The organism is Micromonospora sp. NPDC005163, from assembly GCF_053599835.1.
Map to the genome: position 1 here is coordinate 65,248 of NZ_JBSFYP010000018.1, position 24,136 is coordinate 89,383.

Genomic DNA, 24,136 nt, shown 5'->3' on the forward strand with positions numbered 1-24,136 from the left:
ATATGAGACTCAAAGCCCTCGCGGCTTCGCTGGCCGTAGCGGTCGGCCTGAGCATGATCCAGCCATCACCGGCGTCCGCCGCTGAGCCGGATCCCGGCGCGGCCGCCAACAAGATCGCGTCGAACCTGAAGGACCGCTTCCGCACGGAGCCGGCGTCCGACTTCTGGATCACGTTCGACACCAAGGCCGACCTCGCGCCGGCGAAGAAGATCGCCGACTGGACCACTCGCGGTCAGTTCGTCTACGACGCGCTGAAGGCCTCGGCCAAGGCCTCCGCGGCGTCCGTCTCCGCCGAGCTCGACGCGGCGGGCGTGAAGTACACGTCCTACCCGCTCGTCAACGCCGTGCTCGTCAAGGGCGGCACGCAGAAGCTCGCGCTCGACGTCGCCTCGGTCGGGCAGGTCGCCAAGATCCACGCGTCGCCACAGGTCGCGCTGGTCGAGCCCGTGGACGAGAAGAGCCCAGCTGACCAGGCTGCCCGCCCCGCCGCCCCGAAGGCCGCCGCCGAGGCAGGCACCGCCACGTGGGGTCTGGACGCCATCCACGCCCCCCAGGCCTGGGCCATGGGAGCCACCGGTGCGGGCATCACCGTGTCCAACCTCGACTCGGGCGTCCAATTCGACCACCCCGCTCTGATGCACCAGTACCGCGGCACGAAGCCCGACGGCACCGTCGACCACAACTACAACTGGATGGCCACCCGGGGCACGTGCACCGGCGCACCGTGCGACGACAACGGACACGGCACGCACACCATGGGCACCATGGTCGGCGACGACGGCACCAACCACGTCGGCGTCGCGCCGGACGCGCAGTGGATCGCGACAAACGGCTGCTGCGACAGCAACGGCGTCGAGTCGTTGCTCCAGTCCGGCTGGTGGTTGCTCGCCCCGACCGACGTCCAGGGGAACAACCCTGACCCGTCCAAGCGCCCCCACGTCATCAACAACTCGTGGGGCCAGACCGTCGAGCACAACTTCGACGACTTCTTCCAGGCCATCGACGAGGCCTGGAGCGCCGCGGGCATCTTCAGCGCCTGGTCATCGGGCAACACCACGCCGTACGCGGCCTGCGACACCGTCTCCTCGCCCGGCTCCGCCGAGAGTGCCTACTCCGTCGGCGCGTACGACTCGAGCGGCACGCTCGCGTCGTTCTCCCGCAAGGGCGAGGGTGAAGGTGGCCGGATCAAGCCCGAGATCTCCGCTCCGGGCGTCGCCGTCCAGTCGTCCTACCCGAACAACAGCTACACCGAGATGTCCGGCACATCGATGGCGGCTCCCCACCTCGCTGGCGCCGTCGCGGCGCTGTGGAGCTATGACCCGACCCTCATCGGACAGGTCGAGGAGACCCGCCGCCTGCTCGCCGAGTCGGCCGTCGACGTCGATGACACCGAGTGCGGCGGCACCGCCGCCTTCAACAACAAGTACGGCGAAGGCCGGCTCGACCTCGTCCGCCTGCTCGAGCTCGCGCCCCGGCAGGGCGGCACCCTCACCGGTGTCGTCACCGCCAACGGCGCCCCGGTCCCCGCCGCCGAGGTGACGATCAGCGGACCGTTCAGCCGGTCGATCGGAACCGACAAGGACGGCCGGTTCACGACAAACCTCCCGGTCGGCGACTACCAGCTCAGCACCAAGGTCTTCGGCTACCTGACCGCGACCGCCAACGTCACGATCTCCCTCGGCCAGGACACCTCCGTCAAGCTGCCGCTCACGGCCGCCGCGAAGCACGACATCAGCGGCAGGGTCGTCGACGACAAGAAACAGCCCGTCCCGAACGCCGACGTCTCTGTCAAGGACACGCCGCTGAAGCCGGTACGCACGGATGCCAACGGCGCGTTCACGATCGCCGCTGTCCCCGAGGGCGGGTACACGCTGAACATCAAGCCCAACGCCTGCTACTCGCCCACGACCGTCCCGCTGACCGTCGGCGCGCAGAACGAGTCGCGCGAGATCCCCGTCGGGCTCGTCGTCGACAAGGGCGGCTACAGCTGCGCCGTCTCCGAAGGCGAGTACCTGCGCGGCACCGACCCGGTCGCGTTCACCAGCGGCGTGTGGGCGACGGTGAAGCTGCCGTTCCCGATCGCGCTCTACAACGGCAGCCACGACACCCTCGGTATCAGCCTGCGCGGCGTGATCTCCCCGGACACCGGCACCGGACCCGGCAGCGGCGGTGCGGGCATCTTCCCGTTCTACGTCCAGACCCCCGTCGAGTTCGCCCCCGGCGGGGGAGTCTTCACGGCAGCCACCAAGGTCAACGGCGAGGACGCGTTCGTCGTCGAGTTCCGCAACGCCAAACTCTGGGCCTATCCGACCCGGTCGGAGTACACGGAGCCGGTCAACTATTCGGCCACGCTCACCCGCTCCGGCACGGTGATCTTCGGGTACGGCGACGGCATCGGGACCAACGACCTGGTGACCGCCGGCGCGCACGCCATCACCGGCATGCAGGGCTGGGCCGGCGTCGACGGCATCCGGTTCTCCGACAGCGCCCCGGTGCTGCACGACGAGATGATCGTCACCTACGACATGCCTGACTTCGGGTACCTCGACGCGACCGTCGTTGACCAGAACGACGGGCTGCCGGTGGCCGGGGCCAAGGTCTCTTTCACGAACAAGAATGGGCTCGTCGAGACCGTCACGACCAACGGCACCGGCATCGTGCATCGCCAGCTTCCGGTTGGCGACTACACCATGACGGTCGACGCGCCGAACTACACGACCGCGGCATACCCCTTCTCCCTCGACAAGCTCTACGCGAAGGCCAAGATCGACGCGCGTCTGACCACGGGTGTCGCCGGCCTGAAGGCTGACGGCCTCGACGCGCTGTTGGGTACCGACCAGAACGGTGTGGGCTCGCTGACGCTGACCAACAACGGTTCCGCCCCACTCACGTACAACCTGGGCGAGGCCGCGCGCCACCCTGACCTTGACGACGCCGGCGCCACCGGGCGCACCGGGAAGGGTGCGGACAGCACGATCGACCTCACCACGTGGAAGGCCGGTGCGAGCGGCATGAAGCCGTCGAACGTCGACGGCAAGGCTGCGACGGCGAAGGCCGCGGAAGCACAGGCGGCCGGCAAGGTCGGCCCGACCTCCGGCGGGGACGTCATCACCCGGATCGCCATCCCGGGCACGATCGCTGAGAAGGAGCCCTCCGGCGTCGGGTACGACGGCGACGTCTGGGTCCACGACTACAACGCGCGGACCAACACCGCCTACAAGGTGACGGGCAAGCCGACCGGGAAGGTCTTCGACGCGTCGTGGAACCCCGCGTACCGGGCGTTCGACATGGCGCTCGACACCAAGACCGGTGACATGTGCCAGATGGAGGACAGCCCGGCCAGCTACATCCACTGCTTCGACCGGGAGACCGGGAAGGAGACCCGGCAGATCAAGGGTGACTGGTCCACGCTGCAGCTGACCGGACTCGCCTACAACCCGACGGAGGACGTGTTCTACGTCGGCGGCCGGGCGAACGGCATGATCGGCACGGTCGCCGGGACGTCGCACGACAATGCGGGTGCGCTGCTGTCCTTCTGCGCGCCGCCGCTGCCCGAGGTGATGGGCCTGGCCTACAACCAGGCGTCCGACACCATCTGGTACACCGACCTCACCTCGAACAGGCCCACCCGCCTGCTGCAGGTCGACCCCGACGACTGCTCGCTGGTGAACGCGTGGTGGTTCCCGGGCCAGAAGGTGAGCCAGGGCGGCGGCCTCGAGACCGACTCGACCGGGGCGCTGTGGGCCGCGGACCAGGTCGCCGACGACGTCGTGCTGGTCGACGTCGAGGACGACCTGATCACCGACCTGCCGTGGCTGTCGCTCTCCTCGACCGGCGGCACCCTTGCCCCGGGTGAGTCGACGACCGTCAAGGTCTCGATCTCCTCAAAGGACGCCACGCCCGGAGTCCTCGGCGCGAACATCGTGGTGAGGTCCGACTCCGGACGCCAGTCCAAGACCTACGTCCCCGTGACGCTCACGACCACGAAGTACCAGGTCGGCATCAACGCCGGCGGCTCAGAGTTCACCGACGGCTCCGGCTACACCTGGTCCGGCGACCAGGCCGCCGGCAAGAAGGCGTGGGGCTACGAGGGGAAGACGAAGGTCACCTCCACGAAGGCCGGGATCGAAGGCACGACGGACGACGCCCTGTTCCAGTCGCAGCGCACCACGCCGGACAAGCAGCTGTTCTACAGCTTCCCCGACGCGCCCAAGGGCACCTACGCGATCGATCTCGGGTTCGCCGAGATCGAGAAGGTGGCCAAGGGCAAGCGGGTGTTCGACGTCCTCGTGGACGGAACGCTGACGGAGTACGCGTACGACCCGGCCGCGGCCGTGGGGCCGAACGCCGCCGACTGGCGCACCGCCGTCGTGAAGCACGAGGGCGGTCCGCTGACCGTGGAGCTGCGGGGCTCGAAGGGCCTACGGGCCCCGACCATTGCCGCGCTGCGTGTGACGCTCGACCCGCGCGCAGACAAGGCGGAGCCGGAGCCCCAGCCCGAGCAGCCGGAGCCGGGCCCCGTGCCGGTGGCCCCCGCCGGTCGCTCGTACTCGATGAAGGTGACCGACGGGCTCTACCGCCAGGGCACGGAGGTGTCCGGGTGGCACGGCGATGACGTCTGCGGCGTGCTGTGGTTCGACTCGAGCTTCCTGTTCCCGTTCTACGACACGGCCTGGGACGGCGTGTGCGTGACGACGAACGGCCAGCTGATCTTCGACCAGGCCAGCGCCGTGGGGAACAACACGGAGCTGCCGTCGCCATACGCCTTCGACGCGATCTATCCGCTCTGGGACGACCTGGTCGTCGACGACCAGGCGGACATCTACTTCGGCAAAACCGAGGTGGACGGGCTGGCCGCTGAGGTCATCGAGTGGCGCAACGCCACCTTCTACAGCGACCAGACGGCTCGCGTGAGCTTCTCGGTCACCCTGATCGAGGACGGACGGATCCAGATCGGGTACGGCGACGGCGTCGGCGGCGACAACCCCGTCACCCGCGGGTCGTCGGCGACGGTCGGCCTGGAGAGCCTGACGCGCAACCCCGCGAGCCAGTACTCCTTCAACCAGCCCGTTCTGAAGGCTGGCCTGGGGCTGGAGTACACCCTCCCGGCGTCGGGCACGATCGAGGGCACGGTCACCGACGCGAACGACGGCAAGCCGATCGAGGGCGCGATCGTCACGCTCAGAGGGCCGAGCGGTGACCGGGTCATCACGGCCGACGCAAAGGGCCGGTGGAAGGCCCAGGCGCTGGTCGGCGAGAACACCGTGGAGGTCTCGGTGCCGAACTATGTCACCGCCAGCCGCCCGGTGACCATCGCCAAGAAGGATCAGGCCGAGGTGATCGACACGGCGTTGACCGCGGGCGTCGCCACCGTCACCGGAGGTGACCTCGACTGGCTCGTCGGCCCGGACCAGAAGGCGACGGCCGACGTGACCGTGACCAACACCGGCTCCGCCCCGCTCGAGGTGCGGATCAGCGAGCAGAAACGCACCGGCGACGGCGGGCACGAGGCCGCCGACCTTCCGTGGCTGACCCTCACGGGCGCGGCCGCAACCGGCACGGTCAAGCTCGCGGTCGGCGAGTCCACCACGGTCACGGCGACGGCCGACAACGCCGACGTCGAGCCCGGCGTGCTCGTCGGGGACGTGCTCGTGGCGTCGAACGCCGGCAAGGGCGAAGCTCAGCTCAAGCCGGTCCGCCTGGCGACCTCCGCCTACTGGAAGGGCGTCGACGTGGGCGGATCCGGGTACGTCGGTGCCGACGGCTTCGTCTGGTCGCCCGACCAGGAGGTCGGCTCGCGGCCGTGGGGCTACGTCGGCGGCAAGGCGCGTGCCACCAAGGCCGACATCGCCGGCACGGAGGACGACGCGCTGTTCCGCACCCAGCGGACCGGCGAGACGTTCAGCTACGTGTTCAAGAACGCGCCCGCCGGGAAGTACCGAATCGGCCTCGACTTCGCGGAGATCGAGAAGGTCAAGGCCGGCAAGCGTGCCTTCGATGTTCTGGTCGACGGCAAAGCCGTGCTCCACGACCACGACGTGCAGGCGAGGGCGGGTGCGCTGACCGCGGACGTGAACGCGGTCACCGTCGAGCACGCCGGTGGCGATCTGAAGGTCGAGCTTCGCCGCGAGATCGGCGAGGGCGACCCGATCCTCAACGCCCTGAAGGTCCAGGAGGACCCGCGCCTATGAGATAGCCAACCAATCCGCCAGCAGTGGTCAGAGCCTCCTCGGAAAGGATCGTCGTGGAGGCTCTGACCACGACTACCGGGTTTGCAGCTTTGGCCCGTACTCGCGCACTTGTAGTCTCACCAGGTGAACTGGTTGGATCTGGTCGGCTGGGCCGGCTCTGCGGTGCTGGTCTGGTCTCTGCTGCAGTCACGCATCCTGCGGCTGCGCGGGCTCAACCTCGTCGGCTGCCTCGTGCTGATCGGTTACAACGCCGCGATCGAGGTCTGGCCGATGGTCGGGCTGAACATCGTGCTCGCGGTGATCAACATCTGGTACCTGCGCGGGATGCTGGCCACCCGGCACGACGAGCAGACCTACCAGGTGGTGGAGGTTGGCGTCGGCGACCAGTTCCTGGCGCACACACTGCGGGTGCACGGGCCGGACATCGCCCGGTTCAATCCCGACTTTCGCTGGAACCCGGATGCCCCGGGACGCTCCGCGTTCCTGGTGGTCACCGCCGACGAGGTGGTCGGGGTGGTGCTGTCGCACGCCGAGGCCCCCGGGGTCGCCCAGATAGACCTGGACTACGTGACCCCGAAGTTCCGCGACTTCACGCCCGGCGAGTTCGTCTACCGGCGCAGTCGCCTCTTCACCGAACGCGGCTTCCACCGCGTGGTCAGCCCGCCTGGGATGGTCGCCCCCTACTACCACCGGCTCGGCTTCCGCCCCGACGGCGACTCGTACGTCCTGGACCTGCCCGTGCCATCGGGGGCCGAACCGGCCTAGCCTGATGGGGGCGGAAAACCTCCAGACGGAGTCGGATGGTTTCCGGCTTCTGACCGCCGTCGGCGTTGCCTAGCGTCGTTCCTATGATCGAACTACGTGAGCTGACGAAACGCTACGGCGGCCGGGTCGCCGTCGACGGGCTGAGCATCCGGGTGCAACCGGGGGTGGTGACCGGCTTCCTCGGCCCGAACGGATCCGGCAAGTCGACGACGATGCGGATGATCCTCGGCCTGGATGCCCCGAACCACGGCGAGGCACTGATCGGCGGGGTCCGGTACCCGGACCTGAACTGGCCGTTGAAGACGGTCGGCGCGCTCCTCGATGCCGGGGCCTTCCATCCCGGCCGCAGCGCCCGCGCGCACCTGACCGCGCTGGCCGCGAGCAACGACATCTCCGGCTCCCGCGTCGAGCAGGTGTTGCGCATCGTCGGGATGTCCGACGCGGCAGCGCGGCGTGCCGGTACGTACTCGCTCGGCATGCGCCAGCGGCTCGGCGTCGCCGTGGCCCTGCTCGGCGACCCGGGCGTCCTCCTGCTCGACGAGCCGGTCAACGGGCTGGATCCGGAGGGCATCCGCTGGATCCGGGACCTGCTGCGCGGACTCGCCGCCGAAGGCCGGACGGTGTTCGTGTCCAGCCACCTGATCGCCGAGATGGCGCTGACCGCCGACCGGCTGGTGGTCATCGGTCGCGGCCGGCTGCTGGCCGAGACGACCGTCGCCGAACTCGCCGCCGGCGACGACAGCCTGGAGGACGCGTTCTTCCGGCTCACCGCACAGGCCACCGACTATCGCGGAGTGGGAGCGTCATGAACAGGTACGGATTCCGGCACGCGGTCCGGATGGAGCGGATCAAGCTGAGCAGCGTCCGGTCGACGTGGTGGTTGGCGATCGCCGCGGTGGTCTCGATGGCCGCGGCCGGGGTCGGGGTGGGACTCGGGTACCGATCGCACACCCCGGTCGCCACCGCCGCCCAGATCCTGAACAACAGCCTCGGCGGCGCCATCGTGGCCCAACTGCTCCTCGGAGCGCTCGGCGTCCTGGTGGTGACCGGCGAATACGGCAACGGGATGATCCGCTCGACGTTCGCCGCCGTCCCGCGGCGTCGGATCGTCCTGGCCGCGAAGGTCGCCGTGTGCGGCGGCGCGGCCCTCACCGTCGGCCTGGTCGCGAGCTTCGCCGGCTATCTGGGCGGGCAGCTCGCGATCCGCGGCACCGCCATCCCGGCCGCATCCCTCGCAGACCCGGCGATCCTACGCGCGGTCGTGTTGACCGGCGTCTACCTGGGCGTCACCGCGCTGATCGGGGTCGGCATCGGGACGATCGTGCGGCACTCCGGCGCCGCGATCGGCACGCTGTTCGGTCTGATGTTCGTGCCGATGATCGTGGCCGGCCTGTTCGGTGAGAGCGGAATCCAGGTCGGCCGCTTCGTCCCGCTGTTGATGCTGCTCAACTCGATCGCGGTGACCTCGCCGGTACCCGGGCTGTTCTCCAGCTGGATCAGCGCGCTGCTCATGTGCGGGTACGCGGCGGTGGCGATTCTGTGCGGCGGCGTCCTGCTCCGCCATCGCGACGCGTGACGAGCGACAATGGGGCTGATGACCGCGCTGCGTGCTCCGTTCACCACACTGGCCCTGCGTCGGGCGGTGTTCTGCGTCGTCGGCGTGCTCAGCGCGGCCGCGGTGCTGAGCGTGCCGGCGATCGTGCCGGCCCTGGGCGTCCTCATCCTCTGGGCGACCGGAGCCATGTCCAAACAGCCCGCACCTGCCGTCGCACCGATGTTCCTGGTCCTGTTTCCGGTCACCATCGTGCTCCTGGTCGTGCTGGCCGCCCCGATCGGGCGCGCGATGGCAGCCGTGCATCGCTCACTCGCCGGCCGGCTGCTCGACGTGCACGTGGACGCGCCGCCGCCCCGGCCCTCGAAGCGGATCAGCGCCGTGGTCTCCGACGGACCGGGCTGGCGCGCCGTCGGTTACGGCCTGCTCAAGGTGCCACTGGCCATCCCGGAGGGCTACGGCGCGTTCTGCTACGTGTTCGGCCTGGTCAACCTCAGCTACCCGGTGTGGTGGCCGCTGTTTCGCAACCACCCGGCCGGAACGCGCCTCGGACCGGTGTGGGCGCTGACGCCGTTCGGCGCCATCGGTACGCGGACGTTCACCGGAACGTTCCTCATCGCCGCGGCCGGCCTCGCCATGCTGCTGGTCGCACCGTGGTTGATGCGGGCCGGTACGAACCTGGACCTTGCCGCGATGCGACGGCTGCTCGGTCCGCGTCGGCTCGCCGAGCGGGTACGCGAACTGCAGGTCACCCGGGCCCGCGCGATCGACGACGCGGCCGCGATGATGCGCAGGCTGGAACGGGACCTGCACGACGGCGCGCAGATCCGGCTGGCCACGCTGGCGATGAACCTCGGCATGGCGACCGAGAAGCTCGGTGTCGACGGCCCGCCACCCGACCTCCCACAGGCCCGCGAACTGGTCGCGCTCGCCCACCGCGGAGCGAAGGATGCCCTCGCCGACCTGCGCGACCTGGTGCGTGGGATCCACCCGCCGGTCCTCGACAACGGTCTCGGCGACGCGCTGGCGACGCTCGCGACGAGCAGCGCCATCCCGGTCGCGGTGAACGTCGAGCTGCCCGACCGCCCGGCGCCCGCGATCGAGACCGTCGCCTACTTCTGCGCCTCCGAACTGCTCGCGAACGCGGCCAAACACAGCCGGGCGACCCGTATCGGGCTCGGCGTCGTCCGATCCGGCGAGCAACTGATGTTGACCGTCACGGACGACGGCATCGGCGGGGCGAACCCGGACGGCCCCGGCCTGTCCGGCCTGGCCCGCCGCATCGCCGTCGTGGACGGCCGGATGCGTGTACACAGTCCGACCGGTGGTCCGACCCGGGTCGAGATCCAGCTGCCCACACACGTGTGAACGGAGGCGACGACATGCGGGTGGTGATCGCGGAGGATGCCGCGATGATGCGCGAAGGGCTGGTCCGGCTGCTCACCGACCGCGGTTTCGAGGTGTGCGCGGCGGTGGCCGACGCGGATGCGTTGCGGTCCGCGATCGCCACCAGCATGCCGAACGTAGCCATCATCGACATCCGGATGCCACCGACGCACACCGACGAGGGACTGCGCGCCGCGATCGACATCCGACGCGACCATCCCGACGTCGGTGTGTTGATGTTCTCCCAGTACGTGGAGACCCGCTACGCGACCCGCCTGCTCGCCGACCGGCCGACCGGCGTCGGATACCTGCTCAAGGACCGAGTCGCCGACGTCGCCGATTTCGTGGACGCGCTGACCCGCGTGGCATCCGGCGGCACCGCGCTGGATCCGGAGGTGGTCGGCCACCTGATGCGGGCCGGGCAGCACACGGCCGGGGTGGCGTCGCTGACCCCCCGCGAGCGCGAGGTGCTGTCGCTGATGGCCGAGGGACGATCCAACGCCGGAATCGCGGCGGCTCTTGTCATCACCTCCGGAGTCGTGGAGAAGCACGTGGCGAACATCTTCGCGAAACTCGGTCTGCCGTCCTCGGAGAGCGACAACCGCCGCGTCCTGGCCGTCCTCCGCCACGTCGGCGGCGGCTGATGCTGAGCTCCTGCGCTCATGACCGCCCGGGGCAGGATCGGCCGGCCGGTGCTGATCGGTGCCACCGGTGGCACCGCCCGGCACTCGCTCTCCCTGGAGCACGCCGTGCGGCCCATGTTCAGCTACCTGCACGCCGTGGTGATGCCCACCGCGGTCTTCGCCGCCCCGGAGGACTGGTCCGCCGGCAGCGCGGACGGCGCGCTGCGGGCCCGCATCGACCGCGCCGGTCGCGAGCTGGCCGAGCAGGTCCGGCAACGCCCGCCGGCGGCCGGCCCCGCCGATCCGTTCGCCCTCACCACCAGCTTCGAGCAGCTGCTCAACCGCACCGAGTCCTGACCACCGCCGCACCCGCCGGGGCGTCCACCCCGGCGGGCTGCGGTCACCTCTCGTGGCGGTGGACGACCAGCACCGGGCAGTTGGCGTGCTGCACCACCGCCTGGCTCACCGAGCCGAGCAGCAGACCGGCGAAGCCGCCCCGCCCCCGCGAGCCGACCACCAGCAGCCCGGCCTGGCCGCTCGCCTCGATGAGCGCCTGCTCCGGCGCTGGCGCCCGGACCGGACGTGGCCGCGTTCGGCCCGGCGGACCCGGCCGACCACCGGGAGTTCGCCCGGCACTGGGCGCGGGTGCTCACCGACCCGGAGATCCTGGTCCGCACCGCAGAGGTCGACGGCGCGGTGGTCGGCCACGTGAGCGCCTTCCCGGACGGCGAGCGCACCGAGGTCACCTACTGGATCGACCCGGCCCGCTGGGGGCGGGGCGACGCCACCGCGGCCCTGGCCGCGCTGCTGCGCGAGCTGCCGCAGCGGCCGGTGCACGCCCGCGCCGCCAAGGACAACGCCGCATCCCTCGCCGTGCTCGGCAAGTGCGGCTTCGTGGTGGTTGGCGAGGACCACGGGTACGCCAACGGCCGCGGCGCCGAGGTCGAGGAGTATTTGCTGGAGCTGCCCGCCTAACGGGTCCGACCGGTGGCCAATGCCTCAGCCAGGGCCGAGCGCCAGTCCGCCAGCGGCCGCAGGTTCGCCGCACGCCAGCGGTCGTGGCCCAGGACGCTGTACGCCGGACGGGGCGCGGACCGCCGGTAACCGTCGCTGGTTGTCGGCCGGATGCGGTCCGGGTCGAGGCCGCGCAGGTCGAACACGGCGCGTGCCAGGCCGTACCAGGTCGTCTCGCCCGAGGCGGTGCCGTGGTAGACGCCGGGGGCGGCGTGGCCGGTCAGCGCCGCGCCGGTCAGCGCGACGAGCTGCTCCGCCAGCCGGTATGACCAGGTGGGTTGCCCCCGCTGGTCGTTCACCACGTCGAGCCGCTCGCGTTCCCCGGCGAGCCGCAGCATGGTCGCGACGAAGTTGGGCCCGTGCGCGCCGTAGAGCCAGGCGGTGCGCACGACGTAGCCGGCGTCGGGGAGCAACCGGGTCACGGCGAGCTCTCCGACGAGTTTGCTGCGCCCGTACGCGTTGACCGGACAGGTCGGGGCGTCCTCCGGGTACGGCTCGGTGGCGTCGCCTCGGAAGACGTAGTCGGTGGAGATGTGGATCATCCGCGCCCCGGTCGCGGCGCAGGCGCTGGCCAGGTTGGCGACCGCGTCGCCGTTGACGGCGGTGGCGGCCTGCTCCCGGGCTTCGGCCCCGTCGACGTCGGTCCACGCCGCGGTGTTGATCACGAGGTCGTGCCCGGCGACGGCGTCCCGCACCGCGTCCGGGTCGGCGATGTCGAGGTCGGCGCGGGTGGTGGCGGTGACCGACAGGTCGTCCCGCGGCCGCAGCGCGGCCAGCAGATCCCGCCCCAGCATGCCGCCGGCGCCGGTGACCAGCAGGCGACTCACGCGGCGACGGCCGGCCTGTTGGCCGCCTTCAGCGGCGCCCACCAGGCCCGGTTGTCCCGGTACCAGCGCACGGTCTGCGCCAGACCGCGCTCGAGGTCGATGCTGGGGGCGTACCCTAGCTCTTCGCTGATCTTGGTGATGTCCAGCGAGTAGCGGCGGTCGTGGCCCTTGCGATCGACGACCGGTACGACCCGGTCCCAGCCGGCGCCGCACGCCTGCAGCAGCCGGCCGGTGAGTTCCTTGTTGGTCAGCTCGGTGCCGCCGCCGATGTTGTACACCTCACCCGCACGGCCCTTGTGCTGGACCAGCGCGATGCCTCGGCAGTGGTCGTGCACGTGCAGCCAGTCGCGGATGTTCCCGCCGTCGCCGTAGAGCGGCACCGTGCCGCCGTCGAGCAGGTTGGTGACGAACAGCGGGATGATCTTCTCGGGGAACTGGTACGGCCCGTAGTTGTTGGAGCAGCGGGTGACCACCACGTCCATGCCGTGGGTGCGGTGGTAGGACAGGGCGAGCAGGTCGGAGCCGGCCTTGGAAGCCGAGTACGGGGAGTTCGGCGACAGCGGCCAGGTCTCTGTCCAGGAGCCCTCGTCAATGGAGCCGTACACCTCGTCGGTGGAGACGTGCACGAACCGCTGCGTGCCGTGCCGCAGTGCGGCGTCGAGCAGGGTCTGGGTGCCGAGCACGTTGGTGACGACGAACGGCGCGGCGCCCTCGATGGAACGGTCCACGTGGGACTCGGCGGCGAAGTGGACGATCACGTCATGGTCGGCGACGACCTCGTCGACGAGGGCACTGTCACAGATGTCACCCGGCACGAGCCGCAGCCGTCGGTCATCCCGCACCGGCGCCAGGTTCTGCGGGTTTCCGGAGTAGGTCAGCTTGTCCAGCACCGTGACGGCGGTCGGCTCGACCTGCGGGTCCCTCGGGCCGGTGCTGCCCGGCGCGGCCAACAGCATGCGCACGTACTCCGACCCGATGAATCCGACTCCGCCGGTGACCAGGATTCTCACGGGTGACTTCCTTCCGTCGAGGCGGGCGTCGTACCGGAGGTCCGGCCGGCCAGCTGGGACCGGCAGGTCGGGTAGTCCGGGAGCTGGCCCGCTGCCCGCGCTTCGGCCAGGGTCGGCGCCGTGGCATCCCGCGCCGACAGCAGCGGCGCCTCGGTCGGCCAGCTGATCGCCAGCTCCGGGTCGAGCGGGTGCACGGCGTGCTCGGCGGCTGGGTTGTACCTGGTGGAGCAGAGGTAGCTGAGGGTGGCATCGTCGGTCAGCGCGCAGAAGCCGTGTCCCAGGCCCTCGCTTAGGTAGACCGCGCGACGGTCGTCGTCGTCGAGACGGACCGCCTCCCACCGCCCGAACGTCGGCGAGCCCATTCGGACGTCCACCACCACGTCGATGACCGCCCCCCGGACGCACGTCACGTACTTGGCCTGGCCGGGGGGCACGTCGGCGAAGTGGATGCCACGGACGACGCCGTGCGCGGAGATCGAGAGGTTGGCCTGGGCGAGCCGCAGCGGATGGCCGACCACGGCGGCGAGCCGGTCGGAGCGGTACCACTCCAGGAACAACCCGCGCGGATCGCCGTGCTGCTGCGGGCTGATCTCCCAGGCCCCGTCGATGCTCAACGGCCGGATCTTCATCGGCGTACCTCCCGGCGGTGGTGCTGGTCCAGCAGGCCGAGCAGGTAGTCGCCGTATCCACTCCTGGACAGTGGCTCGGCCAGCGTCCGCAGCTGGTCGTCGTCGATCAGGCCTGCCCGCCAGACGACCTCCTCGACGCACCCGATCTTCATGCCCTGGCGCTCCTCGATGACCCGGACGAACTCGGCGGCCTGCATCATTGACGTGAAGGTGCCGGTGTCCAGCCAGGCGGTGCCCCGGTCCAGCACTGTCACGGACAGCTCGCCCAGCTCTCGGTAGATCTCGTTCAGCGCTGTGATCTCCAGCTCGCCACGGGCGCTGGGCGTGAGCTTGCGGGCGAAGTCGACCACCCGGTTGTCGTAGAAGTACAGCCCGGGCACGGCGTAGCGGGACTTCGGCCCCGCCGGCTTCTCCTCGATCGAGAGCACTCTGCCGTCGGCGTCGAAGTCGACCACTCCGTACGCCCCGGGGTCAGCCACCTGGTAGGCGAAGATCCGACCGCCGACGAGGTCTCCGTGACCGGCGAGCTGCCGGCCGAGCCCGACGCCGTGGAAGATGTTGTCGCCGAGCACCAGGGCCACGGATTCGGCGCCGATGAAGTCGGCGCCGACGAGGAAGGCCTGCGCGATTCCCTGCGGGCGTGGCTGTACGGCGTACTCCAGCCGCAGCCCCAGTTGGGCCCCGTCACCGAACACGCGACGGAACTGGTCCTGATCCTCGGGTGTGGTGATCATCAAGATCTCGCGTACGCCCGCCATGATCAATGTGGACAGGGGGTAGTAGATCATCGGCTTGTCGAAGATTGGCATGAGTTGCTTGGACACTGCACGGGTGATCGGCCACAGCCGCGTTCCGGTGCCGCCGGCGAGAAGTATTCCGCGCATGGCGCGAGGCTACCGGCCGCGAAGGGTCACCTGGGGACCGGAAACCGAACGATTCTGACAACGTCCGAAAGTGTCACCGCCGCCTCGTTCGGTTGACCAGGGCAACTGGACGGCCATTGTGAAACGCCGGTTCGGTATGCGGTCGGCCGCCAGTCAGCGCGTGCGTAGTCGGCAATTCGACTTTGGCTCAGAAATGCCGAACACGATGCTGGCGCATTGAGTCCGTGGTCAGCATGCTCACCTCAGTCGGTCCCGCCTACGCCTCTGGGAAGGGGATCCCGGACGCATAGTCTTCGCGGGTACCACCAACTCGAGCCGGACGACGAGCCGCAGGGGTGTGGCTGGTCGGCCCGTGTACGTGGGGCGGTGTGCATTGGTAGAAATCGCGCAGGTCATTGACGACACGACTAGGCGGCAGGGTGAGTGGGCGCCGATAGGCCATTCGGTCAATCCACTGCGGACTGGATGGCAGTCCCGTTACGTGGCCACACTCTGCCTCGTCGACCTCGCGGCCAGTGCCGGGTCGGCCGGGGTGGCGCTGAGCCTTAGATTCGGCCCGGCGACGGCGGAGCCGTACAACCGTGGTCATCTCTGGCTCACCCTTGCGCTGCCGTTCGCCTGGGTGCTGGCGCTCACCCTCAACCGAGCGTATGAATCGCGCCATCTATTCGTAGGAAATGATGAGTACGTCCGGGTCTTCCAAACCGGTCTCGCCGTTACCGCCATGTTGGCGGTCGTCTCCCTCGCGTTCGACTTCCGACTCGCCAGAGGCTACGTGATCATCGCAATGCCACTGGTCACCGTCGCCGGCGTCGCGATGCGCTACCTGGTCCGCCAGCAGCTTCACCGGTCGTGGGCCCGCGGTGAGCGGCTGCACCGGGTGATCCTGGTCGGGCACGAAACCGCCGTCGCGGAGATGACCAGGAGGCTGCGCCGCGAGTGCTACCACGGGCTCGGCGTGGTCGGCGCCTGTCTCCCGCATCTGCCGGTGGCAATCGCGGAGCCACGCGCCAGCGGGCTGCCGCCGATCCTCGGCACCTTCGCGGACGTTCCGGCGGCCGTCACGGGCGCGGGCGCGGACACGATCGTCGTGCTCTCCTGTCCCGAGATGGCGGGATCCGCCCTGCGCCGGTTGGGATGGCAACTCGAACGCGACGAGGTCGACCTGATCGTCGCCAGCAACCTCGTGGACGTGGCCGGCGACCGCACCACCGTCCGACCCGTCGACGGCCTGCCGATGCTGCACGTCGAGCACCCTCGGTTGAAGGGCGGCCGGCGGGTCGTCAAGGCGGTCTTCGACCGGGTGTCGGCGTTCCTGCTGCTGATCGTCGCCGCCCCGGTGCTGCTCGCGATCGCCGTGCTGGTCCGGATGAGCCCGGGTGCCGGCGGGCCCGCCATCTTCCGTCAGGTGCGGGTGGGCAAGAACGGCCGGCCGTTCCGCATCTACAAGTTCCGGACCATGTACGTGAACGCCGAGGAACGCCTGGCGGAACTGCTCGACCGCAACGAGACCGACGGGGAGCTGTTCAAGATGCGCCAGGACCCCCGGGTGACCCGGGTCGGGCGCTGGCTGCGCCGGCTCTCGCTGGACGAGGTCCCGCAGCTCGTCAACGTGCTCAGGGGCGACATGTCGCTGGTCGGACCGCGGCCGCCGCTGCCGGGTGAGGTGGCCAACTATCCGTCGGACATGCGCCGGCGTCTGGTCGTCAAGCCCGGCCTGACCGGGCTGTGGCAGGTTTCCGGCCGGTCGGACCTGTCCTGGGAGGAGTCCATCCGACTCGACCTGTCGTACGTGGAGAACTGGTCGCTGACCATGGACCTGGTGATCCTGGTCCGCACGCTGAGCGCCGTCGTCCGGAGCTCCGGAGCCTACTGACCGCGCCGCACCCCGTCATCGCACGACTGGCGCACGCGCTGTCGGTCGCGTCCTGATCCGTCTGGAGGAAACCATGGACACCGGGTGCATCGAACCGGTGGGTTGCACTGCCCCCAAGCTCACCGTCATCGGCACCGGCTACCTGGGGGCCACCCACGCGGTGTGCATGGCCGCGCTCGGCTACCAGGTGCTCGGCGTCGACGTCGACGCGAACAAGATCGAGCGGCTGGCCGCGGGCGAGGTGCCCTTCTTCGAACCCGGGCTGCCCGAGTTGCTGGCGAAGGCGCTGGATTCGGGGCGGTTGCGCTTCACCACGTCCCTGGCCGAGGCGGCCGACTTCGGCGACGTCCATTTCCTCTGCGTAGGGACCCCGCAGGGGGCCGGTTCGTACGCGGCTGACCTGCGGCATGTCGAGGCGGCGCTGATCACGTTGGCCCGTGGCCTGCACCGACGTGCGCTGGTCGTCGGCAAGTCCACGGTTCCGGTCGGCACCGCTGCCCGGCTCACCGACCTGATGCACGCCGTCTCGCCGGCCGGCGATGCCGTGGAGCTGGCCTGGAACCCCGAGTTCCTCCGTGAGGGCTTCGCCGTCGACGACACGATGCGTCCCGACCGGTTGGTGTTCGGCGTTTCCTCCCGGTGGGCCGAGCGACGCCTGCGCGAGGTGTTCGCTCCGATGGTCGACCAGGGCTGCCCGGTGCTGGTGACGGATCCGCAGACCGCGGAGCTGGTCAAGGTCGCGGCGAACGGCTTCTTGGCCACCAAGATCTCGTACATCAACGCCATGGCAGAGGTGTGCGAGGCCAGCGGCGCGGACGTCCACGACCTGGCCACGGCCCTGGGACTCGACGAGCGGATTGGCAGCCGGTTCCTGCGTCCGGGGCTGGGCTTCGGTGGCGGGTGCCTGCCCAAGGACATCCGCGCGTTCATGCACCGGGCCGAGGAGTTGGGCGTGGGGCGGGCGGTGGCCTTCCTGGGCGAGGTGGACGGGATCAACCAGCGCAGCCGGGAACGCATGGTGGACCTGGTACGCGATCTTGCCGGCGGGGACCTGCGCGGGGTCCGGGTGGCGGCCCTGGGCGCGGCGTTCAAGCCGAACTCTGACGACATCCGGGACGCGCCCGCGCTCGACGTCGCGAGCGCCCTGCACCGGGCGGGGGCACGGGTGCGGGTCTTCGACCCGGTGGCCATGGCCAACGCGCGCCGGGCGTATCCGGCGCTCGAATACGGTGACAGCGCCTTCGATGTGGCGACCGGCGCGGACGTGGTGGTGCTGCTGACCGAGTGGTCGCAGTTCCGGGAAATCGACCCGGCGGCGCTGCGTACGGTGGTGGCGAGGCCGCGTATCGCCGACGGCCGGCACGCCCTGGACCCGGCCCGATGGCAAGCGGCGGGTTGGGAGTACCGGGCCCTTGGCCGCCCGTGAAGCGCCGGAGCGTACCGACGGCTGGGCCCGGCCGTCCGAACGGTGCCGACGGGCCACCACAGGTCCACATGCGCAGACGGCTAACCGACACCGGCCCCGGTTCACCTTTGCGTCGGGAGCGGGCACGATGAACCGCGGCGAAAACAGCGTTGTCCCGGGAAAGGCGACCGATGCAGATCTCCGTTGTCCGTCCGAGTGACCTCGGCCCGGCCGAGGTCACCGAGTGGCGGCAGATGCAGGAGTCCCAGCCGAGGCTGCAGAATCCCTTCCTCGCCCCGGAATTCGCCCTCGCGGTCGGTCGTAGCCGCCCCACTGCCCGGGTGGCGGTGCTGCAGGACGGCCCGAAGATCGTCGGCTTCTTCCCGTATGAGGTGAGGCATCGGGTCATCGGAGTGCCGATCGGCTCCGGCATCTCCGACTGTCAAGGCCTGGTGCACCGTCCCGGCCTGGACTGGGACCCGGTCCGGCTGTTGAAGGCGTGCGGGCTGGCCGTGTGGGAGTTCGACCATCTGCTGGCCGATCAGGCACCCTTCGCGCCGTACCAGGCTCGGGTGGCCGGGTCTCCCATCATCGACCTGTCGAAGGGCTACCAGAGCTACGTCGACGACCGGATGACCGACGGGAACCTGATTCGGCAGGCGCTGCGCAAGCAGCGCCGCATGGTGCGCGAGCTCGGCGAGGAGCGGTTCGAGTGGGAGGACCGCAGCGAGGGCGTGATGCTCGCGCTGCGGCGCTGGAAGTCGGACCAGTACCGCCGGACGCAGCAGTACGACCGGTTCCGGACGCCGTGGATCCAGGCGGTGCTCACGGAGTTGTCCCAGTCCTCCGCGGCCGGCTGCCGGGCCGTCGTCTCCACGCTCTACGCCGGAGACCAGCCCGTCGCCGCCCACCTCGGGCTGCGGAGCCGGTCGGTGCTCGCCTACTGGTTCCCCGCGTACGACGTCGACCTGGCGCGGCACTCCGCCGGCATCCTGCTCTGCCTCCGCATGGCCGAGGCCGGTGCGGCCGATGGGATCGAGCACATCGACCTCGGCAAGTCCGAGGCGCTCTACAAGAGCCGGCTGTCAAATGACGAGGTGCCGGTGGCCGAGGGACGCGTCGGCCGGTCGTGGGCGGTGGCCGGCGCCCGGCGGGCACAATTCGCGCTGGCGCGCTCGGTGCGCACCGGCGCCGTCGGGGCTCGACTCCGCAGCGGCGGGACGGGCCGAATCCTGCGCGGTCTCCGCGCCAGGCTGCACGAGCGGTGACACCCGGCATTTCATGGATGGGAGCACTTGATGAGCGTTACCGAGGTGAGGGTTGCCGTCGTTGTGGTGACCTACAACAGCGAGCGGCTGCTGCCTGATCTCCTCGCGGCACTGGGCCCGGGGCTGGGCGGGTTGTCCTGGCACCTCACGGTCGCCGACAACGCCTCCGCCGACGGCACCGTGGCGGCCCTGCGTCGCCTGGCGCCCGAAGCGACCGTGGTCGAGATGGGACGCAACGCGGGCTACGCCGCCGGTATCAACGCGGCCGTGGCCGCGGCGCCGCCGCACGCGGCGGTGCTCGTGCTCAACCCCGACGTCCGGCTCCGGCCAGGCTGCGTCGAGACCCTGCTGGCCGCCCTCGGCACGAACGGCACCGGCATAGCGGTGCCGCATATCGTGGATGGTGTCGGCGCGCTCATCACGACGCTGCGCCGCGAACCCACCATCCTGCGGGCCCTCGGGGACGCCATTCTCGGGGCTCGGAGAGCCGGCCGCTATGCCGTGATCGGCGAGGTGGTGACCGACGATCGCCGGTACGCCCGGGAGACGGTCACCGACTGGGCCGAGGGTTCCACGCTGCTGATCAGTCGAGAGTGTTGGCAGCGGTGTGGCCCGTGGGACGAGTCCTTCTTCCTCTACTCGGAGGAGACCCACTTCGCCCTGCGGGCCCGGGACGCGGGTCTCGTCACGCGCTTCGTACCCGGTGCCCGCGCCGTGCACCTGGAGGGTGACTCCCGGCACTCGCCGAAGCTGTGGGCGCTGCTCACGCTCAATCGGGTACGCCTCTACCGCCGTCGGCACGGCCTGGCGTCTACCGCGGTCTACTGGTTCGTGCTCCTGGCTCGTGAGGCCAGCCGCGCCCTGCTCGGTCGGCAGACCAGCCGGGCAGCAGCGCGGGACCTGCTCAGGCCCGCGAAGATCCGGGAGGTGCCGGGGCCGGCGACCGTGCACTCCGCCGGGTGACGCCGGCTACCGCCAGCGCTTGGCCACGCTCACCAGCTCGCCCCGGATCCGTCGGGGCCAGCCTCGGCTGGCCCCGACGGCAGCCCGCAGAGTGGCGGGCGTGTCGTCGCGGCGGACGCTGAATCTCGGCTGGAGCCATGCCGCTCGCCTGGCCGGCCGGCGATCACTGGTGAAGACTGCGGTGTAGCCCAGCCGCCGGAGCTCGCCGAGCGCCCGCCGGTCGTACTGCCCGAGCGGGCAGGCGGCCGTCGTGATGTCCTGCTCGACCACCTCGACGAGACGGTACCGGGCCGTCACGAGCTCGTCGTACGTGGTCTGCTCGTCCATTCCGCGCCACGAGCGGTGGTGCAATCCGTGCGTGCCGATCGTCATGCCGTGACCCTGCAGTTCCCGTACGTCGTCTGCGTCCAGGCTGCCGGCCGTCCCGAGCCGCCCCGCCAGGACGAAGAACTCGGCCGACAGGCCGCGGGCGGTGAGCCCGGGCAGACCGATCCGCACGTCGGAGAGGTTGCCGTCGTCGAAGCTGATCCGCGCCGACGGCCAGCTGAGCAGGTCGTCCAGGATGGCGTGGAACTGGTCCGGCCGGATCCAGTAGCGCTCCTCGCCGGGCTCGAGGTCCCGGCGCGGCTCGCCGATGCCGTGGAAGCAGATGTTGACCGTGGTGCCGGTCGGCACGTGCCTACCGTCGGACTGGGGCATGCGCCTCTTCCTGTCGGGACGAGTCGTCGCGCCCCCAACCGGCCGCGCCTTCAGCGTGGCTCCGGGCGGACAGCGCGGCGAGGACCGTGATCGCCACATAGCAGAGCGCCGCCGGGGCGAGCCAGGGCCGGGGGATGACCACGTCACGGAGCCAGGAGAGGCGGGCCGCGGGGTGGACGCGCGCCCCGACCTGGCCCTGGCCGGCGGCGGCACGCATGGCCGAGTTGCCTCTGCGGACCCGGCTTAGCCGGCGCACCAGGTCCCCGGTGCGCCGCGGGGTCGCCACCCGTGAGCTCACCGTGTCGACCTGCCGTTTCTCGGCTGCCCCGAACAAGGAGTCGAGGAAGAGGTCGTCGGCCACGAGCGCCGGGAACCGGTCAAAGCGATGCCGACCGGCCTCGGACAGTCCGATCACGCCGCGCCCGAAGAGACCGTCCCGGAAGACCGGCAAACGGCGGTGGACGCTGAAGTAGGCGCGCACCAGTATCGGCCGGCCGGTTAGGTCGAGCTCCCGGCGGACCGTCGCGGCCAGGTGCGGTCCGTCAAGCGCCGCGGCGACGGCCCGTACCCCCTGTGTGGAGAGCACGATGTCGGCGTCGAGATAGATGCGCGGGAATCCGCGCGTGGCCTCGTCCCCCGCGTTCAGGGCGGCCGGCTTGCCGGCCTCGGCGAGTTCGACGACCCGTACCCCCGGTCGCGCGGCGGCGATGGCGGCGGTCTCATCGGTGCAGCCGTTGGCGACGACGGTGACTTCGAACTCGCCGGGCGCGGCCTCGGCCAGCAGGGCATCGAGGCAGCGGCCGATGACGGCGCGCTCGTTGTGGGCGGCGATGACGATGCTGGTCACCGCGTGGTTACCCGGTCCTCGGTCGCCGCCGACGGGTGGTGCTCGGCCGGCGCCGCGTCGCCCGCCCGCGTGGCCGGTCCGGCCACCGCGCCGGCGGGGGAGGCGGGCGTGGCAACGCCGTCGGGGAGTCGCTTGGCGAGGAGCCGGCGCCACACCGCGACGTAGGCGTCGGCCTGGTGCTCCCAGGCGAGGGTCTCCCGGAAGCGGGCCAGCCCGACGGCCCGCATCTGCGCCCGGCGAGCCGGATCGTCCAGCAGCTCGTCGATGGCCTCGGCGAACTCCTCCGGTGCACCGGTGGGGACGTAGGCGCCGGCCTCACCCACGCTGCGACGGGTCTCGAGGAGGTCCACCGCCACGACCGGCACACCACGGCCGAGGTACTCGACGGTCTTGGCCATGGTGGACAGTTCGTTCATCCGGGTCGGCAGGTCGGGCTGGATCGCGACCGTCGCGGTGCGCAGCAGTTCGTCGACGGCCACGCCGTCGAGCCAACCGGTGAACTCCACGACGTCCGTCAGGCCCCGGTCCGTGGCGAGCCTGGTCAGCGCCGGCATGCTCTCGCCGTCGCCGGCGAGCACCATGCGCCAGCCGGTACGCCCGCGGCGACGGATCAACTGCTCGGCGGCCAGCACGGCTCCCTCCACGTTGTCCTGTGGTCCGAAGACACCGAGATAGACCACCTTCTGGTCGGCCTGGCGGCCATCCGCCGGGTCGGTGGTTTCGCCCGGCTCGGCGACCTCCCCCCGGGTCGGACCGTTGCGGACCACCGTCACCCGTGCCGGCGAGACGCCACGCCGTACGGCGTTGTCCCTGAACGACTCGTTGGTGGCCACGACCTCGGTGGCCGTATGCAGGGTCAGCCACTCGAAGGCCCGGAGAACCCGGAAGGCCCACTTGTTCGGGGTGCCGACGCGGGACGCGTAGACCTCGGGGCATAGGTCGTGGTGGTCGAAGACCCAAGGGCGGCCCAGGGCCCGCAGCAGCAGCGCCAGCGGCCAGTAGACATCGGGCGGGTTGCACACCTGCACCGCGTGCGCCCGTCCACCGAGCACCTCGGCCAGCAGGCGGACGGCGATCCAGAGGAACGACCAGGCGAATTCGACGCCGTACGAAAGTACCCCGTGGCCGTAGACAAAGGTTGGATAGGGGCGTAGCCGAGTGCTCCGACTGCCCGGCAAAGTGCGCAGGCTTTTGTCGCCACGTGGCGCGATGACGGTGACGTCGAAGCCATCTGCCTCGAGGCTCAGGCATTCCCTGATGACTCGGCGATCGCGTTCGGCGGGAAGGTTGGCCACGAGGATGGTGATGTGGGGCCGGGAATTGATCACGTCCGGGTCACCTCGGTTCACGTTCGAGCTGATTCCCTGCGTACGCTCCCCGCCGCTGATTGAGTAAACAATCAACCGTTGGGTCGCCCGGCGTGTCGGGATGTTTACAGAGGACTCACCGAATGTGCCCGTTTCCTGGCCCTGACCTGCGGCAACGTCGGCAACTCTGATGCGGACGATCGGTCACCGGGTCACGTTCACCGATCGGCGCGTGCTGCGGCGGCGGAGAAATTCGTCGGTCCAGAGGGTCACCGCCAGGGTCGCGATGACGCCGAGCAGCCCGGCGCCGACCAGGGCCCGTGACGGCGAGTGGGGCTGCAACGTCGCGCTCGGCGGGACGAGGACGGCGGTGGTGATGCGCAGTTGCCGAGCCACCTTCCACCGGTCCTGCAAGCTCTTGAGCTCCTGCTCGAAGGCGTCCCTGAGCACGGCGAGCGCGCGCAGCCCACTCTCCTCGTCGGATGCGATCGTCGTCATGGTCATCGAGCCGATCACGTACCGGGGCTCCTGGTTGGTGCCGGTGTTGCGGGGCTGGAAGGCGTACGGACCGGTCACTCCCGCCGTCCGCAGGCGCGCCTTCGCGTCGGGCGTGCTCAGCCGCTGCGCCACCGCCGCTCCGGTGATCGAAATCGACGGGTAGAGCCCGGTCATCGGGTTGGGCGCGTAGGGCGAGACCGGCGGCTGCATCACGACGACCTCCGAGGCGAGGTAACGCGGCGTGACCTGGGGCGCGCCCAGGCCGGCCAGCGCGGTGACCACCAGGCCGGTGGCGACGAGATACCACCGCCGACGCAGCGTCGCCAAGACATCAGACATATACACGCCCTTCGGGTCCTTTCTGGTCCGCTCGCCGCTTATGCTGTGTGACG

At 70.3% G+C, this 24,136-nt stretch carries 20 protein-coding genes and 1 pseudogene; 12 read left to right on the top strand and 9 right to left on the bottom strand.

Annotation, left to right across the window (positions count from 1 at the left end; all coding sequences use genetic code 11):
- The first annotated feature begins 2 nt into the window (after positions 1-2).
- The 7 genes from ACWD6N_RS14985 to ACWD6N_RS15015 all read left to right on the top strand — a co-directional run bounded on the left by ACWD6N_RS14985 (position 3) and on the right by ACWD6N_RS15015 (position 10,874).
- Complete coding sequence (locus ACWD6N_RS14985; protein ID WP_450004918.1) at positions 3-6,191, top strand: S8 family serine peptidase; 6,189 nt, start codon at positions 3-5, stop codon at positions 6,189-6,191.
- 123 nt (positions 6,192-6,314) lie between these two features.
- Entirely contained in the window at positions 6,315-6,956 is a 642-nt protein-coding gene (locus ACWD6N_RS14990) for a hypothetical protein (RefSeq protein WP_387325617.1), read from the top strand.
- 83 nt (positions 6,957-7,039) lie between these two features.
- On the top strand, positions 7,040-7,765 hold the full coding sequence (locus ACWD6N_RS14995; protein ID WP_387325614.1) for an ABC transporter ATP-binding protein: 726 nt from the start codon (positions 7,040-7,042) through the stop codon (positions 7,763-7,765).
- Complete coding sequence (locus ACWD6N_RS15000) at positions 7,762-8,532, top strand: ABC-2 transporter permease (protein WP_387325611.1); 771 nt, start codon at positions 7,762-7,764, stop codon at positions 8,530-8,532. Before ACWD6N_RS14995 ends, ACWD6N_RS15000 begins: the two co-directional genes overlap by 4 nt.
- An 18-nt stretch (positions 8,533-8,550) precedes the next feature.
- Positions 8,551-9,876, top strand: a complete 1,326-nt coding sequence (locus ACWD6N_RS15005) for a sensor histidine kinase (RefSeq protein ID WP_354964289.1) — start codon at positions 8,551-8,553, stop codon at positions 9,874-9,876.
- A 14-nt stretch (positions 9,877-9,890) separates the two neighbouring features.
- A complete protein-coding gene (locus tag ACWD6N_RS15010) occupies positions 9,891-10,538 on the top strand; it encodes a response regulator transcription factor (RefSeq protein ID WP_354964290.1) in 648 nt (215 codons plus the stop codon).
- 18 nt (positions 10,539-10,556) lie between these two features.
- Positions 10,557-10,874 (top strand): NAD(P)H-dependent oxidoreductase, encoded by a 318-nt coding sequence (locus ACWD6N_RS15015; RefSeq protein WP_354964291.1) that lies wholly within the window; start codon positions 10,557-10,559, stop codon positions 10,872-10,874.
- A gap of 43 nt (positions 10,875-10,917) precedes the next feature.
- Here the strand turns inward: ACWD6N_RS15015 and ACWD6N_RS15020 are convergent.
- Positions 10,918-11,118 (bottom strand): annotated as a pseudogene (locus ACWD6N_RS15020) (universal stress protein); the annotation flags it as partial.
- Between ACWD6N_RS15020 and ACWD6N_RS15025 the strand changes: the two are divergent.
- Positions 11,100-11,492 carry a GNAT family N-acetyltransferase gene (locus tag ACWD6N_RS15025; RefSeq protein WP_387325607.1) on the top strand — a complete coding sequence of 131 codons (393 nt, stop codon included), beginning with the start codon at positions 11,100-11,102 and terminating at the stop codon, positions 11,490-11,492. The pseudogene ACWD6N_RS15020 and the gene ACWD6N_RS15025 sit on opposite strands and share 19 nt — an antisense overlap.
- On the opposite strand, the gene rfbD is transcribed toward ACWD6N_RS15025, so the two are convergent.
- Genes rfbD through rfbA form a run of 4 tightly spaced genes read right to left on the bottom strand, consistent with a single transcriptional unit; the run spans position 11,489 to position 14,881 of the window.
- Positions 11,489-12,358, bottom strand: a complete 870-nt coding sequence (gene rfbD / locus ACWD6N_RS15030) for a dTDP-4-dehydrorhamnose reductase (RefSeq protein ID WP_387325604.1) — start codon at positions 12,356-12,358, stop codon at positions 11,489-11,491. The two genes, ACWD6N_RS15025 and rfbD, sit on opposite strands and share 4 nt — an antisense overlap.
- Positions 12,355-13,368 carry a dTDP-glucose 4,6-dehydratase gene (gene rfbB, locus ACWD6N_RS15035; protein WP_354964294.1) on the bottom strand — a complete coding sequence of 338 codons (1,014 nt, stop codon included), beginning with the start codon at positions 13,366-13,368 and terminating at the stop codon, positions 12,355-12,357. Before rfbB ends, rfbD begins: the two co-directional genes overlap by 4 nt.
- Positions 13,365-13,997 carry a dTDP-4-dehydrorhamnose 3,5-epimerase gene (rfbC, locus tag ACWD6N_RS15040; protein ID WP_354964295.1) on the bottom strand — a complete coding sequence of 211 codons (633 nt, stop codon included), beginning with the start codon at positions 13,995-13,997 and terminating at the stop codon, positions 13,365-13,367. The genes rfbB and rfbC overlap by 4 nt, the downstream gene beginning before the upstream one ends.
- Entirely contained in the window at positions 13,994-14,881 is an 888-nt protein-coding gene (gene rfbA, locus ACWD6N_RS15045) for a glucose-1-phosphate thymidylyltransferase RfbA (RefSeq protein ID WP_354964296.1), read from the bottom strand. The genes rfbC and rfbA overlap by 4 nt, the downstream gene beginning before the upstream one ends.
- A 481-nt stretch (positions 14,882-15,362) precedes the next feature.
- Here rfbA and ACWD6N_RS15050 point away from each other — a divergent pair, with 481 nt between their 5' ends.
- From ACWD6N_RS15050 to ACWD6N_RS15065, 4 genes are all read left to right on the top strand, one after another.
- The gene (locus ACWD6N_RS15050; protein WP_387325601.1) at positions 15,363-16,757 is read left to right on the top strand and encodes a sugar transferase; all 1,395 of its coding nucleotides are present in this window, start codon (positions 15,363-15,365) and stop codon (positions 16,755-16,757) included.
- Positions 16,758-16,830: 73 nt separating this feature from the next.
- Positions 16,831-18,183, top strand: a complete 1,353-nt coding sequence (locus ACWD6N_RS15055) for a UDP-glucose dehydrogenase family protein (protein ID WP_354964298.1) — start codon at positions 16,831-16,833, stop codon at positions 18,181-18,183.
- A 170-nt stretch (positions 18,184-18,353) separates the two neighbouring features.
- The gene (locus ACWD6N_RS15060; RefSeq protein ID WP_387325598.1) at positions 18,354-19,430 is read left to right on the top strand and encodes a GNAT family N-acetyltransferase; all 1,077 of its coding nucleotides are present in this window, start codon (positions 18,354-18,356) and stop codon (positions 19,428-19,430) included.
- Positions 19,431-19,460: 30 nt separating this feature from the next.
- Complete coding sequence (locus ACWD6N_RS15065) at positions 19,461-20,393, top strand: glycosyltransferase family 2 protein (RefSeq protein ID WP_354964300.1); 933 nt, start codon at positions 19,461-19,463, stop codon at positions 20,391-20,393.
- Between the two features lie 6 nt (positions 20,394-20,399).
- Here ACWD6N_RS15065 and ACWD6N_RS15070 read toward each other — a convergent pair whose 3' ends face one another.
- From ACWD6N_RS15070 to ACWD6N_RS15085, 4 genes are all read right to left on the bottom strand, one after another.
- Positions 20,400-21,092 carry a polysaccharide deacetylase family protein gene (locus tag ACWD6N_RS15070; RefSeq protein WP_354964301.1) on the bottom strand — a complete coding sequence of 231 codons (693 nt, stop codon included), beginning with the start codon at positions 21,090-21,092 and terminating at the stop codon, positions 20,400-20,402.
- Positions 21,073-21,939 (bottom strand): glycosyltransferase, encoded by an 867-nt coding sequence (locus ACWD6N_RS15075; RefSeq protein WP_387325594.1) that lies wholly within the window; start codon positions 21,937-21,939, stop codon positions 21,073-21,075. Before ACWD6N_RS15075 ends, ACWD6N_RS15070 begins: the two co-directional genes overlap by 20 nt.
- The gene (locus tag ACWD6N_RS15080; RefSeq protein WP_387325591.1) at positions 21,936-23,267 is read right to left on the bottom strand and encodes a glycosyltransferase family 4 protein; all 1,332 of its coding nucleotides are present in this window, start codon (positions 23,265-23,267) and stop codon (positions 21,936-21,938) included. Before ACWD6N_RS15080 ends, ACWD6N_RS15075 begins: the two co-directional genes overlap by 4 nt.
- Before the next feature lie 183 nt (positions 23,268-23,450).
- On the bottom strand, positions 23,451-24,083 hold the full coding sequence (locus tag ACWD6N_RS15085; RefSeq protein ID WP_387325588.1) for a hypothetical protein: 633 nt from the start codon (positions 24,081-24,083) through the stop codon (positions 23,451-23,453).
- Positions 24,084-24,136 lie beyond the last annotated feature (53 nt).

What these genes read in the sequence shown, in the direction of transcription:
- ACWD6N_RS14985 (WP_450004918.1), top strand. Translation starts at nt 3, where the DNA reads ATGAGACTCAAAGCCCTCGCGGCTTCGCTGGCCGTAGCGGTCGGCCTG.
- ACWD6N_RS14995 (WP_387325614.1), top strand. Translation starts at nt 7,040, where the DNA reads ATGATCGAACTACGTGAGCTGACGAAACGCTACGGCGGCCGGGTCGCC.
- ACWD6N_RS15000 (WP_387325611.1), top strand. Translation starts at nt 7,762, where the DNA reads ATGAACAGGTACGGATTCCGGCACGCGGTCCGGATGGAGCGGATCAAG.
- ACWD6N_RS15005 (WP_354964289.1), top strand. Translation starts at nt 8,551, where the DNA reads ATGACCGCGCTGCGTGCTCCGTTCACCACACTGGCCCTGCGTCGGGCG.
- ACWD6N_RS15010 (WP_354964290.1), top strand. Translation starts at nt 9,891, where the DNA reads ATGCGGGTGGTGATCGCGGAGGATGCCGCGATGATGCGCGAAGGGCTG.
- ACWD6N_RS15015 (WP_354964291.1), top strand. Translation starts at nt 10,557, where the DNA reads ATGACCGCCCGGGGCAGGATCGGCCGGCCGGTGCTGATCGGTGCCACC.
- rfbC (WP_354964295.1), bottom strand. Translation starts at nt 13,997, where the DNA reads ATGAAGATCCGGCCGTTGAGCATCGACGGGGCCTGGGAGATCAGCCCG.
- rfbA (WP_354964296.1), bottom strand. Translation starts at nt 14,881, where the DNA reads ATGCGCGGAATACTTCTCGCCGGCGGCACCGGAACGCGGCTGTGGCCG.
- ACWD6N_RS15055 (WP_354964298.1), top strand. Translation starts at nt 16,831, where the DNA reads ATGGACACCGGGTGCATCGAACCGGTGGGTTGCACTGCCCCCAAGCTC.
- ACWD6N_RS15060 (WP_387325598.1), top strand. Translation starts at nt 18,354, where the DNA reads ATGCAGATCTCCGTTGTCCGTCCGAGTGACCTCGGCCCGGCCGAGGTC.
- ACWD6N_RS15065 (WP_354964300.1), top strand. Translation starts at nt 19,461, where the DNA reads ATGAGCGTTACCGAGGTGAGGGTTGCCGTCGTTGTGGTGACCTACAAC.
- ACWD6N_RS15070 (WP_354964301.1), bottom strand. Translation starts at nt 21,092, where the DNA reads ATGCCCCAGTCCGACGGTAGGCACGTGCCGACCGGCACCACGGTCAAC.
- ACWD6N_RS15085 (WP_387325588.1), bottom strand. Translation starts at nt 24,083, where the DNA reads ATGTCTGATGTCTTGGCGACGCTGCGTCGGCGGTGGTATCTCGTCGCC.